This is a genomic window from Moritella sp. 36 (assembly GCF_018219415.1).
Taxonomy (GTDB): Bacteria; Pseudomonadota; Gammaproteobacteria; order Enterobacterales; family Moritellaceae; genus Moritella.
In genome coordinates this window covers 3,802,448-3,818,841 of record NZ_CP056120.1, presented here as the reverse complement: position 1 = coordinate 3,818,841, position 16,394 = coordinate 3,802,448, and the positions used below count along the sequence as shown (strand labels likewise).

Annotated in this window: 13 protein-coding genes and 1 riboswitch; of the genes, 8 read left to right on the top strand and 5 right to left on the bottom strand. The window is 42.4% G+C overall.

Annotated features, from left to right (window positions below):
• Window positions 1-3: 3 nt before the first annotated feature.
• The 3 genes from HWV03_RS16815 (at window position 4) to rluB (ending at window position 2,483) form a co-directional block, all read left to right on the top strand.
• Complete coding sequence (locus tag HWV03_RS16815; protein ID WP_211676936.1) at window positions 4-789, top strand: segregation and condensation protein A; 786 nt, start codon at window positions 4-6, stop codon at window positions 787-789.
• Between the two features lie 15 nt (window positions 790-804).
• The gene (scpB, locus tag HWV03_RS16810) at window positions 805-1,371 is read left to right on the top strand and encodes an SMC-Scp complex subunit ScpB (protein WP_370629410.1); all 567 of its coding nucleotides are present in this window, start codon (window positions 805-807) and stop codon (window positions 1,369-1,371) included.
• A 104-nt stretch (window positions 1,372-1,475) separates the two neighbouring features.
• Window positions 1,476-2,483, top strand: a complete 1,008-nt coding sequence (gene rluB, locus HWV03_RS16805) for a 23S rRNA pseudouridine(2605) synthase RluB (RefSeq protein WP_211676935.1) — start codon at window positions 1,476-1,478, stop codon at window positions 2,481-2,483.
• Window positions 2,484-2,583: 100 nt separating this feature from the next.
• On the opposite strand, the gene HWV03_RS16800 is transcribed toward rluB, so the two are convergent.
• Window positions 2,584-3,855: a mechanosensitive ion channel family protein gene (locus HWV03_RS16800; protein WP_211676934.1), complete on the bottom strand. Its 1,272-nt coding sequence runs from the start codon at window positions 3,853-3,855 to the stop codon at window positions 2,584-2,586.
• 221 nt (window positions 3,856-4,076) lie between these two features.
• On the opposite strand from HWV03_RS16800, the gene nhaD reads away from it, so the two are divergent.
• Window positions 4,077-5,516: a sodium:proton antiporter NhaD gene (gene nhaD, locus HWV03_RS16795; RefSeq protein WP_211676933.1), complete on the top strand. Its 1,440-nt coding sequence runs from the start codon at window positions 4,077-4,079 to the stop codon at window positions 5,514-5,516.
• A 108-nt stretch (window positions 5,517-5,624) separates the two neighbouring features.
• On the opposite strand, the gene HWV03_RS16790 is transcribed toward nhaD, so the two are convergent.
• Window positions 5,625-7,769 (bottom strand): MFS transporter, encoded by a 2,145-nt coding sequence (locus HWV03_RS16790; protein ID WP_211676932.1) that lies wholly within the window; start codon window positions 7,767-7,769, stop codon window positions 5,625-5,627.
• Between the two features lie 172 nt (window positions 7,770-7,941).
• On the opposite strand from HWV03_RS16790, the gene HWV03_RS16785 reads away from it, so the two are divergent.
• Window positions 7,942-10,374 carry a DNA polymerase II gene (locus HWV03_RS16785; RefSeq protein WP_211676931.1) on the top strand — a complete coding sequence of 811 codons (2,433 nt, stop codon included), beginning with the start codon at window positions 7,942-7,944 and terminating at the stop codon, window positions 10,372-10,374.
• Between the two features lie 126 nt (window positions 10,375-10,500).
• Here the strand turns inward: HWV03_RS16785 and HWV03_RS16780 are convergent, their stop codons facing one another.
• Window positions 10,501-11,127, bottom strand: coding sequence for an arylesterase (locus HWV03_RS16780; protein WP_211676930.1), 627 nt, complete (start codon window positions 11,125-11,127; stop codon window positions 10,501-10,503).
• Between HWV03_RS16780 and HWV03_RS16775 the strand changes: the two genes are divergently transcribed.
• The 3 genes from HWV03_RS16775 to HWV03_RS16765 all read left to right on the top strand — a co-directional run bounded on the left by HWV03_RS16775 (window position 11,126) and on the right by HWV03_RS16765 (window position 14,847).
• The gene (locus HWV03_RS16775; protein ID WP_211676929.1) at window positions 11,126-11,869 is read left to right on the top strand and encodes an ABC transporter ATP-binding protein; all 744 of its coding nucleotides are present in this window, start codon (window positions 11,126-11,128) and stop codon (window positions 11,867-11,869) included. The genes HWV03_RS16780 and HWV03_RS16775 overlap by 2 nt on opposite strands.
• A complete protein-coding gene (locus HWV03_RS16770; RefSeq protein ID WP_211676928.1) occupies window positions 11,866-14,382 on the top strand; it encodes an ABC transporter permease in 2,517 nt (838 codons plus the stop codon). The genes HWV03_RS16775 and HWV03_RS16770 overlap by 4 nt, the downstream gene beginning before the upstream one ends.
• Window positions 14,383-14,448: 66 nt before the next feature.
• On the top strand, window positions 14,449-14,847 hold the full coding sequence (locus tag HWV03_RS16765) for a hypothetical protein (protein ID WP_211676927.1): 399 nt from the start codon (window positions 14,449-14,451) through the stop codon (window positions 14,845-14,847).
• A gap of 62 nt (window positions 14,848-14,909) precedes the next feature.
• Here the strand turns inward: HWV03_RS16765 and ribB are convergent, their stop codons facing one another.
• Together ribB and yciH are read right to left on the bottom strand one after the other, a co-directional pair.
• Complete coding sequence (gene ribB, locus HWV03_RS16760) at window positions 14,910-15,563, bottom strand: 3,4-dihydroxy-2-butanone-4-phosphate synthase (protein WP_211676926.1); 654 nt, start codon at window positions 15,561-15,563, stop codon at window positions 14,910-14,912.
• Window positions 15,564-15,672: 109 nt separating this feature from the next.
• A riboswitch (FMN riboswitch) is annotated at window positions 15,673-15,918 on the bottom strand.
• A gap of 106 nt (window positions 15,919-16,024) precedes the next feature.
• Entirely contained in the window at window positions 16,025-16,366 is a 342-nt protein-coding gene (gene yciH, locus HWV03_RS16755; RefSeq protein WP_249185352.1) for a stress response translation initiation inhibitor YciH, read from the bottom strand.
• Window positions 16,367-16,394: the final 28 nt, after the last annotated feature.

Genomic DNA, 16,394 nt, shown 5'->3' with positions numbered 1-16,394 from the left:
CCTGTGGTAGAGTCTAGCACTGCGATTGCCAAGGTTAATGGCGAGTTATTACGTAAAGTTCCCAAGGATTTGTTTATTCCGCCAGATGCGCTGAGTGTATTCTTAGACGCATTTGAAGGACCGTTAGATTTATTGTTGTATTTAATCAAAAAGCAAAAACTCGATATTTTACAGCTACCGATGCAAAAAATCACCGCGCAATACATGGAATACGTGGATCTGATGACTACGTTGAAAATTGAACTTGCCGGTGAGTATTTGGTCATGGCAGCGTTGTTGGCTGAAATTAAATCACGGTTATTACTCCCTAAACTCGTGGTGGCAGAAGAAGAGTTGGACGATCCGCGTCTCGTGCTGATCCGACAGCTACAAGAATATGAAATCTTTAAGAACGCGGCAGAAAATCTAGATAAGCATCCAAGGATCCAGCGCGATATTTTTGTTGCTAACGCCGAACTGCCAGAAAATATTACGACAACCCCGTTATTAGCTGAAGTATCTCTGCGCGACTTGGCGTATAATCTGCAAAAATTACTCAAGAAAGCAGAACACTTCGAGCATCATCAGATCCAACGTGAAGTATTAACCACGCGTGAAAAGATGACCCATATACTGGCATTACTGCAAGATGGTAAGGTGCGAACTTTCCATCAAGTACTCGATCTTAAAGAAGGTCGACGTGGTATCGTGGTGAGTTTTCTGGCGATCCTTGAGTTACTTAAAGAGTCTTTAATTAGCCTTATCCAGAATAATCCTTTGGGTGAGATATACTTAAGTTTAGCCGAATAAGTATGAGACCTGAGTGTGAATACAACACCTTATAAACAGATTATTGAAGCGGCTATTTTTGTTGCGAAGAAACCGTTATCATTAGCGGCTTTATGCCGTGATGTTCTTGCCGATGAAGGCTTAAGCCGTCAACAAGTGACCGCCTACATTGCCGAGATAAGCGCCGATTATCATGATAAAGGTATCGAGCTGGTGGAAGTAGCCAGTGGTTATCGCTTTCAAGCGCGTTCACATTTAACGCCTTGGTTGCAGCGTATGTTGCAAGATAAGCCCGCGAAATATTCGCGCGCGACATTAGAAACATTAGCACTGATTGCTTATCGTCAACCCGTAAGTCGGGGTGATATTGAAGCAGTTCGTGGGGTTGCTGTGAGTAGCCAAACGATCCATACGCTTGAAGAGCGTGAATGGATCAAAGTGATTGGCCGCAAAGAAGTACCGGGTAGACCGGCTTTATATGCGACAACGACCCAATTTTTGGATTACTTTGCTATTAAAAGTATCCAAGAGTTACCCCCATTGGACGAAGCGTTATTGGCTAAATTAGCCGCCATGGACGAAGAAACATTGTTAGATATTTAACAGTATCAAATAAAAATAACTGTGTTGGGTATCTGAGGATATCTGGCACATACAAAATTTTTTAATTGCGAAATAAGATCGTAACTTAATATTTAGGAAAACTGATGAGTGAAAAGCTACAGAAAGTACTAGCACGTGCTGGTTTAGGTTCCCGTCGTGAGATGGAAGCTGTGATCGCAGAAGGCCGTGTCAGCGTTAATGGTGAGATTGTGACATTGGGTACCCGTGTTGAAGATACGGACAAAGTTCGTTTGGATGGCAATCCGGTACACGTGATCACTGAAGAAGAAAACGTTTGTCGTATTCTTGCATACCATAAGCCTGAAGGTGAGTTATGTACACGTAAAGATCCAGAAGGTCGTAAGACAGTATTCGATCGTCTACCACCATTAAAAAGCGGCCGTTGGATCGCGATTGGTCGTCTAGATATCAATACATCTGGTCTATTGTTATTTACGACAGATGGTGAGCTAGCAAACCGTCTAATGCACCCTAGTCACGAAGTAGAGCGTGAATACTCTTGTCGTATCTTTGGTGAAGTAACACCAAAAATTATTCAAAACCTACGTATGGGTGTTGAATTGGAAGATGGCCCTGCCAAATTCCAAAAGATTAAAGGTGTTGCAGAGGGGACTGGTGGTGAAGGTCTTAACCAATGGTACAACGTATTATTGAGTGAAGGTCGTAACCGTGAAGTACGTCGTTTATGGGAATCTCAAGGTATTCAGGTAAGTCGTCTTATCCGTATCCGTTATGGTTCATTAGTACTTGATCGTCGTTTACCACGTGGCGGTTGGTCTGAACTTGCACTAAACGAAATTAACTACTTACGCGTACTTGTGTCATTACCACCAGAAACGACTGCACGTAACTTAGATCGTAGAGAAACTCGTATTCGTCAAGGCCGTATCCGTCGTTCATTGAAAAATAATGACGCACGTCAAAAGCCGACTAAAAGCGGTCGATTGGGTAAAGAGATCGAAGAAACCAATGAACCTCGTGGTAAAGGTCGTACTAAGCCTACGGGTTCTGGTATACCAATCCACAAAGGTAAGAAAGGCCCTGCTAAACAGCAGCGAGGCCCTAAAGCGAAAAAACGTACTCGTATTTAATAAGACGTTTTTAATTGCAACGCGCTATTTATAACAAAATAGACGTGACTGTATAACGCGTTATCCCTGCCTGCAATCGGCATTGGGTTAACGCGTTTTTTTATGCCTGCGACTGACACTGCTTTATCAGTGACTGTATATCATTGCCACTGGGTTGCTGAAAAGCGTGTAGGCCAAATGCAGGTAATACCGAGAAGATATGATCAAAGATATCTGCTTGTATGTCTTCATAAAAAGCCCAACGTGTTTCATCGGTAAAAATATAGATCTCGATTGGCATGCCTTGTGTCGTTGGTGCTAATTGTCTTACTAATAATGTCATGTCTTTACGTACTTTCGGGTGCTGTTGTAAGTAAGCTAACAAGTATGTGCGGAATGTTCCTATATTGGTCAAACCACGGCCGTTCACCGCTTTCTCGTCTTCATTGAAGTCGAGATTAAAAGTATTGATATCAAAGCTTTTATCCGCAAGGTAGTTTTTTAATAAATGAATCTTGCTAAGACGTTGTAACTCATCTTTGGTTAAAAAATTGATGCTTTGAATATCAATAAAGAGACTACGCTTGATACGGCGGCCGCCTGACTCACTCATACCACGCCAGTTTTTAAACGCGTCAGAGACCAAAGCATAAGCTGGTAGCATGGTAATTGTTTTATCAAAGTTACGTACTTTAACTGTGGTTAACGATACTTCTTCAACCGTACCGTCTGCACCGTATTTATCCATTTGGATCCAATCGCCCTTAGTGACCATCTGGTTCGTGGCTAACTGGATACCGGCGACAAAACCTAAAATGGTATCTTTGAATATCAGCATGATGAAACCAGTCGCTACACCCAAGCCGCTTAAGAAATAAATTGGTGTTTGGTTGGATAAAATAGAGACAGTAATAATGGCTGTTATAAAAAATAAAAACAGTTTAATTAATTGAATAAAGCTAGTGATGGGTAAGCGTTTTGTTGCTTTGTGCTCATCGGCTATTTGTGCAATAGCATTCAATACAGCATAAATCGCGCGTATAAATAAAATCACTAACAGAGCAGTAAGAAGGCGACCAAGAATATCGGAAACAAACGGAGACCATACAGAGAACAGAGGTAGTAGTAGCTCAATAACCAGTAGTGGCACTAATAATGCAAACTTCTCTAATACACCATGTGCAACAAATTTATCATCCCAAGTCGCTTTGGAGCGAGCTGATATGACTTTCATTGCTTTAATCACGACACGTTTCACTATTACATAAGATATCCCCGCTAGACTCAAACATAATACGAGTAGTATTAGGTTGTAAGTATTTGCCCCTGTATTATTTAACGTATCGCTCTCTGAGAGCCATTGTGAAATCATTAACCTTAGTTCTTTATCCAATGTCATTATCCTACTACGGTAATAAAACGATATGATATTCATTATATTTAGTGATTGGCAATAATTATTATCAAATTCCTCTTCTATCCTGTATTTTTTCATTGATGAAGAACATAAAAATCACCATTAGTTCGCTAAAATTGATATTGCCAATAGCTAAAAACAGTTTTATAACATACATTACACAAGTTTTTATCATTTTGAGAGGGAAGGCACACAACATGGCAATGAAGCTTATTTTAATTATCTTGTTTGGATTAGCACCTGCAACGTTTGCGTTTGCATCAGGTGGCGGTGGAGACATTGTTGATCTTACTGCGTCCAGAATAGGCTATTTTGCTGTAATTATCTTTACCTGCGCATACTTGCTGGTAATGGCGGAAGAGCATTTACATTTACGAAAATCAAAACCTGTCTTGGTGGCTGCGGGTATTATTTGGGCTCTCATTGGTTGGCACTATGCTAGCTTAGGCATGTCAGATGTAGCTGAGGCTGCGTTTAGGCATAATCTGTTAGAGTATGCTGAACTATTGCTGTTCTTACTAGTAGCGATGACTTACATCAATGCGATGGAAGAGCGTCAGTTATTTGATGCACTGCGCAGTTGGATGTTAGGTAAAGGTCTCGATCTGAGGGGCTTATTTTGGTTAACGGGTATTCTCGCATTCTTTATTTCTCCGATTGCCGATAACTTAACCACAGCACTGCTTATGTGTGCGGTGGTAATGAAAGTTGCAGGGGAAGATAAGAAGTTTATTAACCTTGCTTGTATTAATATCGTTGTTGCCGCAAATGCGGGTGGTGCGTTCAGTCCATTTGGTGATATTACAACCCTAATGGTATGGCAAAAGGGCATGGTCGAATTTAATGAATTCGCTGCGTTATTCTTACCATCTGTGGTTAATTTCATCGTACCAGCTACGATAATGACGTTCTTCATTCCTAAAAATGCCAAGTTATCTGGTGTACAAGAAATCGTATATACCAAACGTGGTGCGAAGCGTATTGTCTTGTTATTCCTACTGACAGTTACATCAGCTGTTGCTGCACACAGCGTGTTACACATGCCACCAGTATTAGGCATGATGACTGGCCTGGGTTATCTGCAATTCTTTGGTTACTTCCTGCGTAAAACGCTGCCAATCTCGTTAGAGCGTAAACGTGCAAAAGCAGAACTTGCTAACGACGAAAAAGCCTTAGAACAGCTTGGTGGCGTTGTGCCATTTGATGTATTTAACAAAGTCGCGAAAGCGGAATGGGATACCTTGTTATTCTTCTACGGCGTGATCATGTGTGTGGGTGGTCTAGGCTTTATGGGTTACCTCAGTCTGGCTTCTGGCATTATGTATGGCACGTGGGATACTACAATGGCAAACGTGGCTGTTGGTGTCTTGTCGGCGATCGTTGATAATATTCCGGTGATGTTTGCGGTATTAAGCATGGAACCAGATATGTCTTTGGGTCAATGGTTATTAGTGACCTTAACAGCGGGCGTGGGCGGTAGTTTACTGTCTATTGGTTCGGCTGCTGGTGTGGCGCTGATGGGTCAAGCACGTGGACTGTATACTTTTGCGGGTCACTTACGCTGGGCTCCAGTGATTGCACTGGGTTACATAGCTTCGATTCTTTGCCATTTATGGTTGAACGCCGCTATTATGTAATTGCGAGTAAATAAACGGATTAGCTGTGATAAACAAACAGGTTGATCCTTTATCGATACAAAGAACTAATCACATTTACTTGCTGGTTAGTTCTTTTTTTTATCTGCTTTAACTATTCTTATCAATCTCATCCGCTTGCGTTTGTACTGCATATTGTAATTGCTCTTCTAGTTCATCATGTTCTGGTTTATCCTTGATCGACACACTCAATTCACTGTCATCGAAAACGTCAGAGCATTGTAAGATCTCGACCATATCAGAAGCGATATCAGGAACTGAATCAACCATAGTACTGGCGATATCAACGGCATATTCAGGGATAGTTTCTGCAATTTGAGTGACGTATTCATTGACCGCAGTTTCGATATTAGCTGTGGTATCACCCGGTGCAGCTTGCTCTGCTTCAATGAGGTTAGCTACGTACGCTTCGGCGACCACGTTCGATGATTCTGGTAGCGCTTCTGATACTGCTAAGGCTAACTCGGCAGACTGTTCAGGTGATACGTCTGTTAAACGGCTATACAACTCAGTTGCGGTCTGTTCAGATGCGGCAGCAGCACGATCGACAGGACGCATTTCATCTAACGAATTAGATAGACTAGTCATGTATTGATCTGTCATTTCTAACAATTCTTCTTGGTGATCTTCAACCATATTTTCAGCCGCAACTTCCATTACATCAATACCGTTGTCTGGCATTGAGTTGGCGATGGCAACAATAATATTGGTAAATTGCTCGGGACGTTCAGTGGTGATCCAGTCGACTAATTCTTCAGCTTGTTCAGGCGAGGCATTGGTCAGTGCTTCTGCGATATGAAGACTCATCTCTGGTGCGGCTGCTGTGATGGCGCGATACAGACGGCTAATATCAATTTCGTCAATGGTACTTAGTGCTGCGGCTAAGTTCGAGGCATCATTTGGATCGCGCATAGCTAAAGTTTTTGCCATGTTCACGGCGGCGGCTGGATTGTTAGCGGCTAAACTAATCGCCACTTCAACTTCTGACGTTGGTTCAAAAGAAGGTTGTGCATACTGGGTTCGTGGATCCAGTTCTGATGCAACACCTGAGGGGGTTTGCATGATGAAGTTTTCTTGTTCATCGCGTGGTAATGCGGTCTGATTGACCATATTACCAATGATCAAAGCCAGTAATGTCATGGCCGTCATGCTCGTAAATGAAAACAATGCAGCACTGCCAAACATGTTCATGGCGATCGACGCAAGATTGGGACCCAGGATACTACCCAGTGCGTAAATGAGTAGTAAGGATCCCATTGCTGCTAGGATTTGTTCTCTTAATACTTTATCGAAGGTTTCTGACATGCTCATTGGGTAGAGGCAAGCGGTTAGCCCCATCACGATCGCAATCGTTAACAAGGTGAGATTAAATTGTGATGAGCTAATCAGTTGCGGCACGAATAAAGACAATGCTGCAATGGTTAATACCATACCGATCATGGTTTTACGACGGTCAAAACGGTCGGATAAATAGGCGATCGGATATTGGAAAATGATGGCGCCAAAGATAGATGCCCCCATGAATATGGATAAACTGAAACCTTGAATACCATTATCATTGGCAAAAACAGGCAGCATGTTGACTAAGCCAGCATAAAGAAAACCACCATAAAAACAGCAGATAACACCGAGCGGTGACAGCTTCATAATGGTCATTAAGGACATGGACTGACTGTCTTCAATCTGCGGCCCTTGATGCTTACTTATCACCATGGGGGTTATAGAAAGACTAAATAGAATACCGGATATAACAAACAAGGTGACATCGCTAATCGGTGCCACGTTCAACAAAAATTGACCAGAGAACAGCGCAGACATGATCACCATCTGGTTAATCGATAATATTCGTCCACGGCTTTCTTCTGTAGCGCTATGGCTTAACCAGCTATCGAGTGTGGCATTGGCACAGGCCATACAAAACCCAGTGAGCATACGCATTGCAGCTAACATTAACGGCTCTGGATACAGGCCTGAAAGCAAGATTGCCACCGAAGTTAAGCTACCGCACATGGCAAATATACGAATGTGGCCAACCCGCTGTAATAGTGTTCGACTATAGAGAGCACCGAGTAAGAAGCCCACTGACAGCATAGATAAGATGATACCTATGTTGTCGACGCTGATACCGTCATTTTGCATGCGTACAGGCAATAGAATATTACTTAAGCCATAGCCAAGCATGAGCAAAAAGCCACTGATAAGTAGCAATATGAAAGGTTTCAGGGTCGTGGTCACAAGCGTGTTCTCTTTTCTATTTTATCTAAAATTGTTAATTAGTAATTCCAGTAAGCTTTATAACATATAACTAACAAATGATGGCATCAGATTACGACTTTGTGTAAATATTTTCACGCCTCTAAAAATGCTGTACACTTAACCAGTCTTAAACAACTTTTTCTGGTTAATTTTGTCTGCTACATATCTGGGTTTTTTATTATCGCGCCATAGCCGTGATCGTAATGGTAACAATGAATTAAGCTACTGGTTAGCATCTGAAATGGGTGCGGTTAAACTGATCCCGGCAACCCAGCCGCTGGTGATGTTCATTCCTCAAGACCAATTGACTACAGCACTGGCTTGCTTAAGTGAATTGAATCCACGTTTTACTTATAAAAACCTGAAAATGCGCAGTTTTGATTTAGAATTCATGAGTGCCTTTTATTTCCGCACTTCGCATGATTTTCACCGCGCACAAGAGTTATTAAGACGTAAGCTGGTCACTGTATTAGAAGCCGATATTCGCCCGCCTGAGCGTTACTTAATGGAGCGTTTTATCAAAGGCGCAGTCGAGTTCATGGGCACGCCTGTACAACGTAAAGGCTATGTTGAATTTCAACAAGCGCAGCTTAAACCAGCGGAACTGCCTGATAACTTAGTCGATAAAATAAAACAGATCTCACTGGATATCGAATGTTCAGAACACGGTGAGCTTTACTCTATTGGTTTGTATTCATTAAGCCCAGCCTATTGCCCTGATGGTCAGCCCTTTAAACGGGTATACATGATAGGTGAGCAGCCTGAGCGCGATTTAGCACAAACTCCTGAAAGCGAACCGTTAATCCATTGGGTTGCCGACGAGAAAAGTTTATTACTGGCGCTGCAAGCCTTTGTGATCAGCTACGATCCCGACATCTTTATTGGTTGGAATGTAATTAACTTTGATTTCCGTTTATTAGCCCAACGTGCCACATTCCATAATCTTAAATTAGCATTGGGTCGAGGTGGGCAAAACCTGCATTGGCGAGATGGCCGTACCCCACAACAACAAGGCTTTCTGACTTTACACGGTCGTGTAGTCGTTGACGGTATTGATAGTCTAAAAACCGCAACTTATAGCTTTCCCAGCTTTAGTTTAGAAAACGTGGCGCAAGAGATACTTGGTGTCGGTAAAGATACTGACGATGTGGATAACCGCATGGAACAGATCAACCACGATTTTTATTTTAACAAGGTCAAGCTAGCGAAATACAACTTGCAAGATTGCGTCTTAGTGTGGGATATTTTTGTTAAAACCCGTTTGTTGGATTTCTTGTTATTACGCTCACAGTTAACCGGTTTAGAGCTAGATCGTAACGGTGGATCGGTATTGGCGTTTACCAACGTATACTTGCCTAAGTTACATCGAGCGGGTTATATCGCGCCAAATCTGCGTGAGAGTGGGGTAATGGCAAGTCCTGGCGGTTATGTGATGGATTCATTTCCTGGCTTGTATGATCATGTCATCGTACTGGATTTTAAAAGTCTGTATCCGTCAATTATTCGCACCTTTAAAATTGATCCGGTAGGGTTGCTAGAAGGGGTTCAAAACCCTACTGAGGCGATTCCGGGTTTCCGTGGTGGTTTGTTTGATCGTGAAAAGCATTACCTTCCCGATATTATTACCGAACTGTGGTCGCAGCGCGATCAAGCCAAACTCGATAAAGATGCTGCCCGTTCACAGGCCATTAAAATCTTAATGAATTCGTTTTATGGTGTGTTAGGGTCGGGCGGTTGTCGTTTTTATGATACCCGTTTAGCCTCGTCGATCACCATGCGTGGGCAAGAAATCATGCAGACTACCGCAAAATGGATCGAAGAGCAGGGATATAAGGTGATTTACGGCGATACCGATTCCACCTTTGTATTACTCGATGCCGCCAAGTTTACCGAGGGTGATCGTAGCGAACAAGCCGATCGCATGGGCAAAGAGCTGTCAGAATATATTAACCAGCAGTGGCAACGACACCTACGTGAAGATTACGATATCGACTGTTTCTTAGATATTGAATACGAAGTGCATTATCACAAGTTTTTAATGCCGACTATCCGTGGATTAGATAAAGGCAGTAAAAAGCGCTATGCCGGATTAGTGAATACCAAAGACGGTGAAAAACTGATTTTCAAAGGGCTGGAAACCGTACGTACCGATTGGACTGACTTAGCAAAGATGTTCCAAATGGAGTTATACCATCGGGTATTTCATGGCTTAGCAGTCGAAGATTATGTGCTGGAAATTGTAGAAAGGACCTTAGCTGGTGAATTTAACGATAAGTTGGTTTATCGTAAGCGTTTACGCCAAGAATTGTCTGCTTATGTGAAGAACGTGCCGCCACATGTAAAAGCGGCGCGCGCTGCTGATGAGAAGAATCGCCAATTAGGGCAACCGTTACGTTATCAGCATAAAGCGTGGATCAGTTATGTGTTAACCCTGAGTGGCCCTGAAGCTGTCGAGCATCAACATTCGGTACTCGATTTTGAGCATTACATTGAAAAACAAATTAAACCTATTGCTGATGGTATCTTGCCATTTATTGGCTTGAGTTTTGATTTGATAACCGATCAACAAATGGGATTATTTTAATCCTACCACAACTCCCCCTGACAGTACTTTACCCGCATTTGTGAAACGTATCCTGACATATTAAGACAAACTAGTTTATCTTAATATGTTATGGATTTATCAACATGGGTTATTCAGTCATCAATATTAGTTATGCTCACTATAAATGACGGCTAATTGCTTTGACATAATATCGGCAATTTTAGGTTGTGCAGTGCGGTTAGGGTGAATACCGTCATTCTGCATTAAGCTTGGGTCGATAGCGATCTGCTCCATGAAAAATGGTAACACGGTAATGTCTTTTTCACTGCCAACCTGCGTAAATACATCGGTAAACATTTTGCTGTAGCGTGGACCATAATTAGGTGGAATACGAATATTCATCACATACACAGGAATATTCTGCGCGTGTGCTAGCTCTATCATCTTAGTCAGATTTTTTTTGATTAACTTGGGTGGAAAACCACGTAAACCATCATTAGCACCGAGTTCGATAATCAGTGTATCAATTGATTGCTTAGCTAAAATACCCGGTAACCGAGACAGGCCGCCAGCGGTAGTTTCACCACTGATACTGGCATTGATAATATTATACGGGGCATTTTGCTTTACTAACTGTTGATTAAGCAGGGTTACCCAGCCTTCACTTTGTGTCATACCATAACTGGCACTAAGGCTATCACCCAATAACAAAATTTTATGGTTAGCTGTGGCATGTGCTGCAGGTAACAAGGTAACCATCAATAATAATACTTTAAAGGCATTTTTAAACATGAAGCTAAATTCCGACGTTATATTAAAAGTAAGTGCCTTAACTAAATCAGTTAAAACAGAGGCTAAAACCCTCGATATATTACATCCGATGGATTTAACTGTGGTAGCAGGTGATTCATTAGCGATTGTTGGTGCGTCTGGCTCTGGTAAGTCTACCCTATTGTCTATTATAGCGGGACTCGATTTACCTTCGAGCGGTGAAGTTTTTCTTAAAAATCAGCCATTGCACCAATTCAATGAAGAAAAACGAAGTGCGGTTCGTGCGAAACATGTTGGTTTTATTTTTCAGCAGTTCTTACTTATAAATAGCTTAACAGCATTGGAAAATATCATGTTACCGGCTGAGTTAGCAGGTATGAATAATCCCGAACAATTAGCGCGAGAATTATTAGCTAAAGTTGATTTAACCGATAGAGCCGAACATTACCCGTCACAATTGTCGGGTGGGGAGCAGCAGCGAGTGGCGATTGCCCGTGCCTTTATTTCTAAACCCGACATACTTTTTGCCGATGAGCCTACAGGTAACTTAGACACCAAAACGGGATCACACATTGCTGAGTTGTTGTTTGAAATTAACAAGCAAGAGGGTACCACCTTAATATTGGTCACTCACGACCCTAAATTAGCCGCACGTTGCCAGCGCCAAGTGAGCATGGACAGTGGCGAGTTAACAGAAGAGAATGTTGAGTCTTTAGTTACAGAGCCTTTAGCGACAAAACAGCAGTTAAGTGAGTCGTTATGAGTTATTGGCGAAACCACTCCCTGCGTTTATTAAAACACGAATTAAAACGCGGTGAATTGACCATTATCTTACTGGCGATCGTATTAGCTGTGTCTGCGGTATTTGCTTTATCGGGTTTTTCTAGTCGTGTTAAACAAGCATTAACCGCCGAGAGTAGTACCTTTATTGCAGCGGATCGAGTATTGGATACCGGCAGTGTTATTGATCCTGCGGTATTAGCCAAAGCAACAAGTTTGGCGTTAATCCAAGCTCAACAGATACAAATGTCATCGATGGTATTCACTGATGATCAGATGGCGTTGGCGGCCTTATCGGCGGTATCGGATACCTATCCATTACGCGGTGAATTATTGGTAAGTCCGTCGTTAGATGCCTCACAAGCGGTTGCGGCTAATTCACCGAAATACGGTGAAGCTTGGTTAGAAGCGAAGGGATTAAGACAGTTAGGCATTAAGCTTGGCGATAGCATTGAAGTCGGCGTCATGCGTTTTAAAGTCACTGGGGTGATCACGCAAATACCGGATGCGTCGTTTAGTGTGTTTAGTTCTGGTCCTGTGGTGTTTATTAATACTCAAGATGTACAGCGAACCGAGCTTATTCAACCGGGTAGTCGACTAAGTTATAAATACCTGTTCGCCGGAGAAGCCGACAATATTACCGAATTTGAGCAATGGTTCAAACCACAGTTGACTGATAACCAGCGTTGGTATGATATCAAATCACAAAATTCACCCTTGGCGAGAGCGTTAACTAAAGCGGATAAATACTTGTCATTAGCCAGTATGCTGGGGATTGTTTTAGCCTCTGTTGCAGTTGCGGTTGCAAGCCGTCGTTATAGTCAGCGTCATCAATCTGTGGTGGCGGTGTTCAAAGCCATGGGTGCATCCAAGCGTTATGTGACTAAACTATATTGCCTGCATTGGTCGCTATTGAGTGTACTGAGTATCAGTTTAGGGCTAATTGTGGGTTATCTGATATTGAATATTGGTTTGTATGCCATGCGCGATTATCTTGATACCTCGACCACGGGTAATATGGCGTATCCCTTCTTAGTCGCGATTGTTACGGGCATCATTTGCGCTGTGGCTTTTGCTATCACGCCATTAAGAGAGTTAGTAAATACTTCGCCGATGATCCTGTTACGCGGTCGTGATAGTGGCGCTGAAAATAGTTTGTTGACGAGGTTAATGAGTCCGCTACCTGCGATATTCGCTATTTTTACGCTGCTGTATTTGTTTAGCCAAGATGCAGTGCTGAGTGCGGCGTTATTAATTGGCGGTATGCTGGTGGCATTCGTACTGCTCGTTATTGGTCGTCTGTTTATGTCTGTGGGACGTTCTGCGGGTAGTAAGGCTGGAAAATCTTGGCATTTAGCGTTAGCCAATTTGAAACGTCGTGCTAATGAAAATGCGGTGCAATTGATTAGCTTTACTATCGCTATTCAACTGCTATTGATTATTGTGGTCATGAAGAATGGCCTCATTGATGACTGGCAGAAGCAATTACCGGATAACAGTGCCAATCGATTTTTAGTCAATATTACTGCCAGCCAAGTCGAGCAAGTGGACAATTTTGTTGATGCGTTAGGCATTGAATCCAGCGGTCTATTTCCCGTCGTCCGTGGTCGATTAACCAAAATTAATGATGACCAAGTGACTAAACGTGTGAGTAAGGAAGAAACTAAGTCTGCTGATAATGGCCGCCGTGGTGTGGGTCGAGAGCTAAACCTGACTTGGCGTGATGCGATCCCTTATGAAAATAGTTTAATTGCTGGTAGCTGGTGGCAGCCAGAAGATACCCGTGCGTTAGTGTCTATCGAATCGACATTAGCAGATAAGTTAGATGTCGCTGTCGGGGATAACTTAACTTTCCAATTGGGTAGTGAAGAAGTACAAGTGATGGTGAGCAGTATTCGTAAAGTGAACTGGCAAACGCTGCAACCTAACTTTTACATGATTTTTAACCAGCATGTGCTATCTGATTTCCCTGTAACTTATATTTCATCGTTATATGTACCAGATGATGCCACTGATGCTTTGCAGGATTTCTTGAGCCAATATCCGACCATTACCTTAATTGATGTGGACGCTATTATTACCCAGCTAAGAAGTGTGATAGGGCAGGTATCTATTGCTATTGAGTTTATTCTGGTGCTGGTGGTACTGGCTGGCAGCTTAGTATTAGTGGCGCAGGTACAAGCGAGTATGGAAGAGCGTGAACGTGAACTTGCTATTTTACGTACCCTTGGTGCAAGTGGCCGCTTACTTCGTCATAGTGTGTTATTTGAATTTGTAGCCTTAGGCGCATTAGCTGGACTGATGGCGAGTATTGCCATGGAGCTTGGCGTGTATATTTTACAAAGTCGTATCTTCGAGATGCCAGGGACGTTCCATTTTCAGTATTGGTTGTTAGGGATCGGTGCAGGTGCGGGCTTTGTTGGTCTGATTGGTTTGCTTAGTTGTTGGCGTTTATTAAATATGTCGAGTGTGACGCTAATTAGGCGGACCATGTGATTTGAACTTATTCAACACCGCATCTCAATTTTAACTAGGAAAATGAAATTTAATAAGGAAGTCGTAATGAATAAAACGGTAATTAAATATGGCCTCATATTAGCTGCGCTGGTTAATATTGGTGGAGTACTGACGTTCTCGCAATTGTTTAGTAATACGGCCATTAATGATGCAGACCCTATTGTGATGTCTAACTTTGGTTTAGTCATGATTATGGTATGGGGACTGGCATATTTTGCTGCCGCGATGACCAAGGGTAATATTCGTTTGTTAGTCTCAGTTTTTGCGATAGAAAAATTGGTATACGTGGGCGCATGGGTGTATTGGCTAAGCACGCATAATTTATTTAGCCTGTATGAAACAGACTTATTTGCCGGTATATTTTATACCATCTACGGCTTAAATGATTTGCTGTTTATGGTGTTCTTTATCAAGGTTGCTATGTATAAAGGCACTAGTGTTTAACGATAAATGAGCGTGAGTTGAAGCTAATAATCGTAATTACAGTGCCTTTTTATTTAAAACGATTAACCGACTTGATCTAACTGTGCGTTGCGATAAGTCACAATATCTTCAATCGTTAATACTGGCAAGTCGTGATTTTCACCAAAAGTAATGATTTCTGGTAAACGTGCCATTGTACCGTCAGGATTGGTTACTTCACATAATACACCTGCAGGTTTTAGCCCTGCGAGTTTCATTAAATCAATGGTCCCTTCGGTATGGCCACGGCGTGTTAATACACCGCCTGGTTGTGCGCGTAGCGGGTAAACATGACCTGGACGTGCCAAATCACTTGGCATTGCATCATCGGCAATCGCAGCTTTAATTGTGGTAACGCGATCAGCAGCCGATACGCCTGTTGTTACGCCAACGGCCGCTTCGATACTCACAGTAAACGCAGTACCATACTGGCTTGAGTTGTTCTCAACCATAGGTGTAAGCTCTAAATGTTTAACACGCTCGTCAGGTAGACAAACACAAACAATACCACTGCCTTCTCGGATCAGTAATGCCATTTGTTCATTGGTAAGCGATTCAGCCGCGTACACCATATCGCCTTCATTTTCGCGGTCTTCATCATCAACAACTAAAACCCCTTTGCCTAAACGTAATGCTGTTAGTGCTGTTTCAACACGCGTGATCGCGTTGCCAAAAGGGGAAAGTAAAGACTGATTCATGGTTTAAATCCTTAATATACAACTATATAAAATATTGGGTTCCAGAATCAGGGCGTGCAGAATTAGAGGTGCGTGATTAATCATCTACCAAGGCAGATGTTAACGCATCTTACATTCTCTCTCATCCGGACTTAGCCATACATGATATGTATGTACATTACCGTCGGCTCTGGACTAGGCTATGGGGCATAGCGTTCACCAGATCTGCTGACCCTAAGTGACTTATGTTTATTAAATCAGAAGACTTTATAAACATAAGTCACTTAGGCGCTCGCGGGCTGAAATAGGTGACGAATAAATCGACCGCCTGATTATTACCGCCGGTGGGGAATTACACCCCGCCCTGAGAATTTAATCGATTAATGATCATGTGATCACCGTCGACAAGGTTATGTTGCCTTGATTTGAGATAAATAACAAGTGTTTAAAGTGATGGTTAGTTTAGCGCTTACGTGGGATGATTAGCCGCCTGCGAGTTTTACTGTGTAGCCTTTTTTCTCTAAAAATTCTTTTGCCATGTCACGCTGATCACCTTGGATTTCGATGATGAAATCTTTGACACTGCCACCAACACCGCTTTTCTTTTTCAATTCTTTCGCTAGCGCTTTTAATTCTTTTTCAGGTAATGCTATACCGCTAATCGTCGTCGCGCCTTTACCTTTACGGCCTTTGGTTTCGCGGCGAATACGTACAATACCATCACCTTCAGGTGCCGTTTCAACGTGTTTTTCTTCTTTAATACGGCCGCTTTCGGTTGAGAAAACCATGCGGATATTGTCATCGAAATGCATATCAATACTCATTAACAGTCAATAAAAGGGATTATACCAA

What these genes read in the sequence shown, in the direction of transcription:
- rluB (WP_211676935.1), top strand. Translation starts at nt 1,476, where the DNA reads ATGAGTGAAAAGCTACAGAAAGTACTAGCACGTGCTGGTTTAGGTTCC.
- nhaD (WP_211676933.1), top strand. Translation starts at nt 4,077, where the DNA reads ATGGCAATGAAGCTTATTTTAATTATCTTGTTTGGATTAGCACCTGCA.
- HWV03_RS16775 (WP_211676929.1), top strand. Translation starts at nt 11,126, where the DNA reads ATGAAGCTAAATTCCGACGTTATATTAAAAGTAAGTGCCTTAACTAAA.
- HWV03_RS16780 (WP_211676930.1), bottom strand. Translation starts at nt 11,127, where the DNA reads ATGTTTAAAAATGCCTTTAAAGTATTATTATTGATGGTTACCTTGTTA.
- HWV03_RS16770 (WP_211676928.1), top strand. Translation starts at nt 11,866, where the DNA reads ATGAGTTATTGGCGAAACCACTCCCTGCGTTTATTAAAACACGAATTA.
- HWV03_RS16765 (WP_211676927.1), top strand. Translation starts at nt 14,449, where the DNA reads ATGAATAAAACGGTAATTAAATATGGCCTCATATTAGCTGCGCTGGTT.
- ribB (WP_211676926.1), bottom strand. Translation starts at nt 15,563, where the DNA reads ATGAATCAGTCTTTACTTTCCCCTTTTGGCAACGCGATCACGCGTGTT.
- yciH (WP_249185352.1), bottom strand. Translation starts at nt 16,366, where the DNA reads ATGAGTATTGATATGCATTTCGATGACAATATCCGCATGGTTTTCTCA.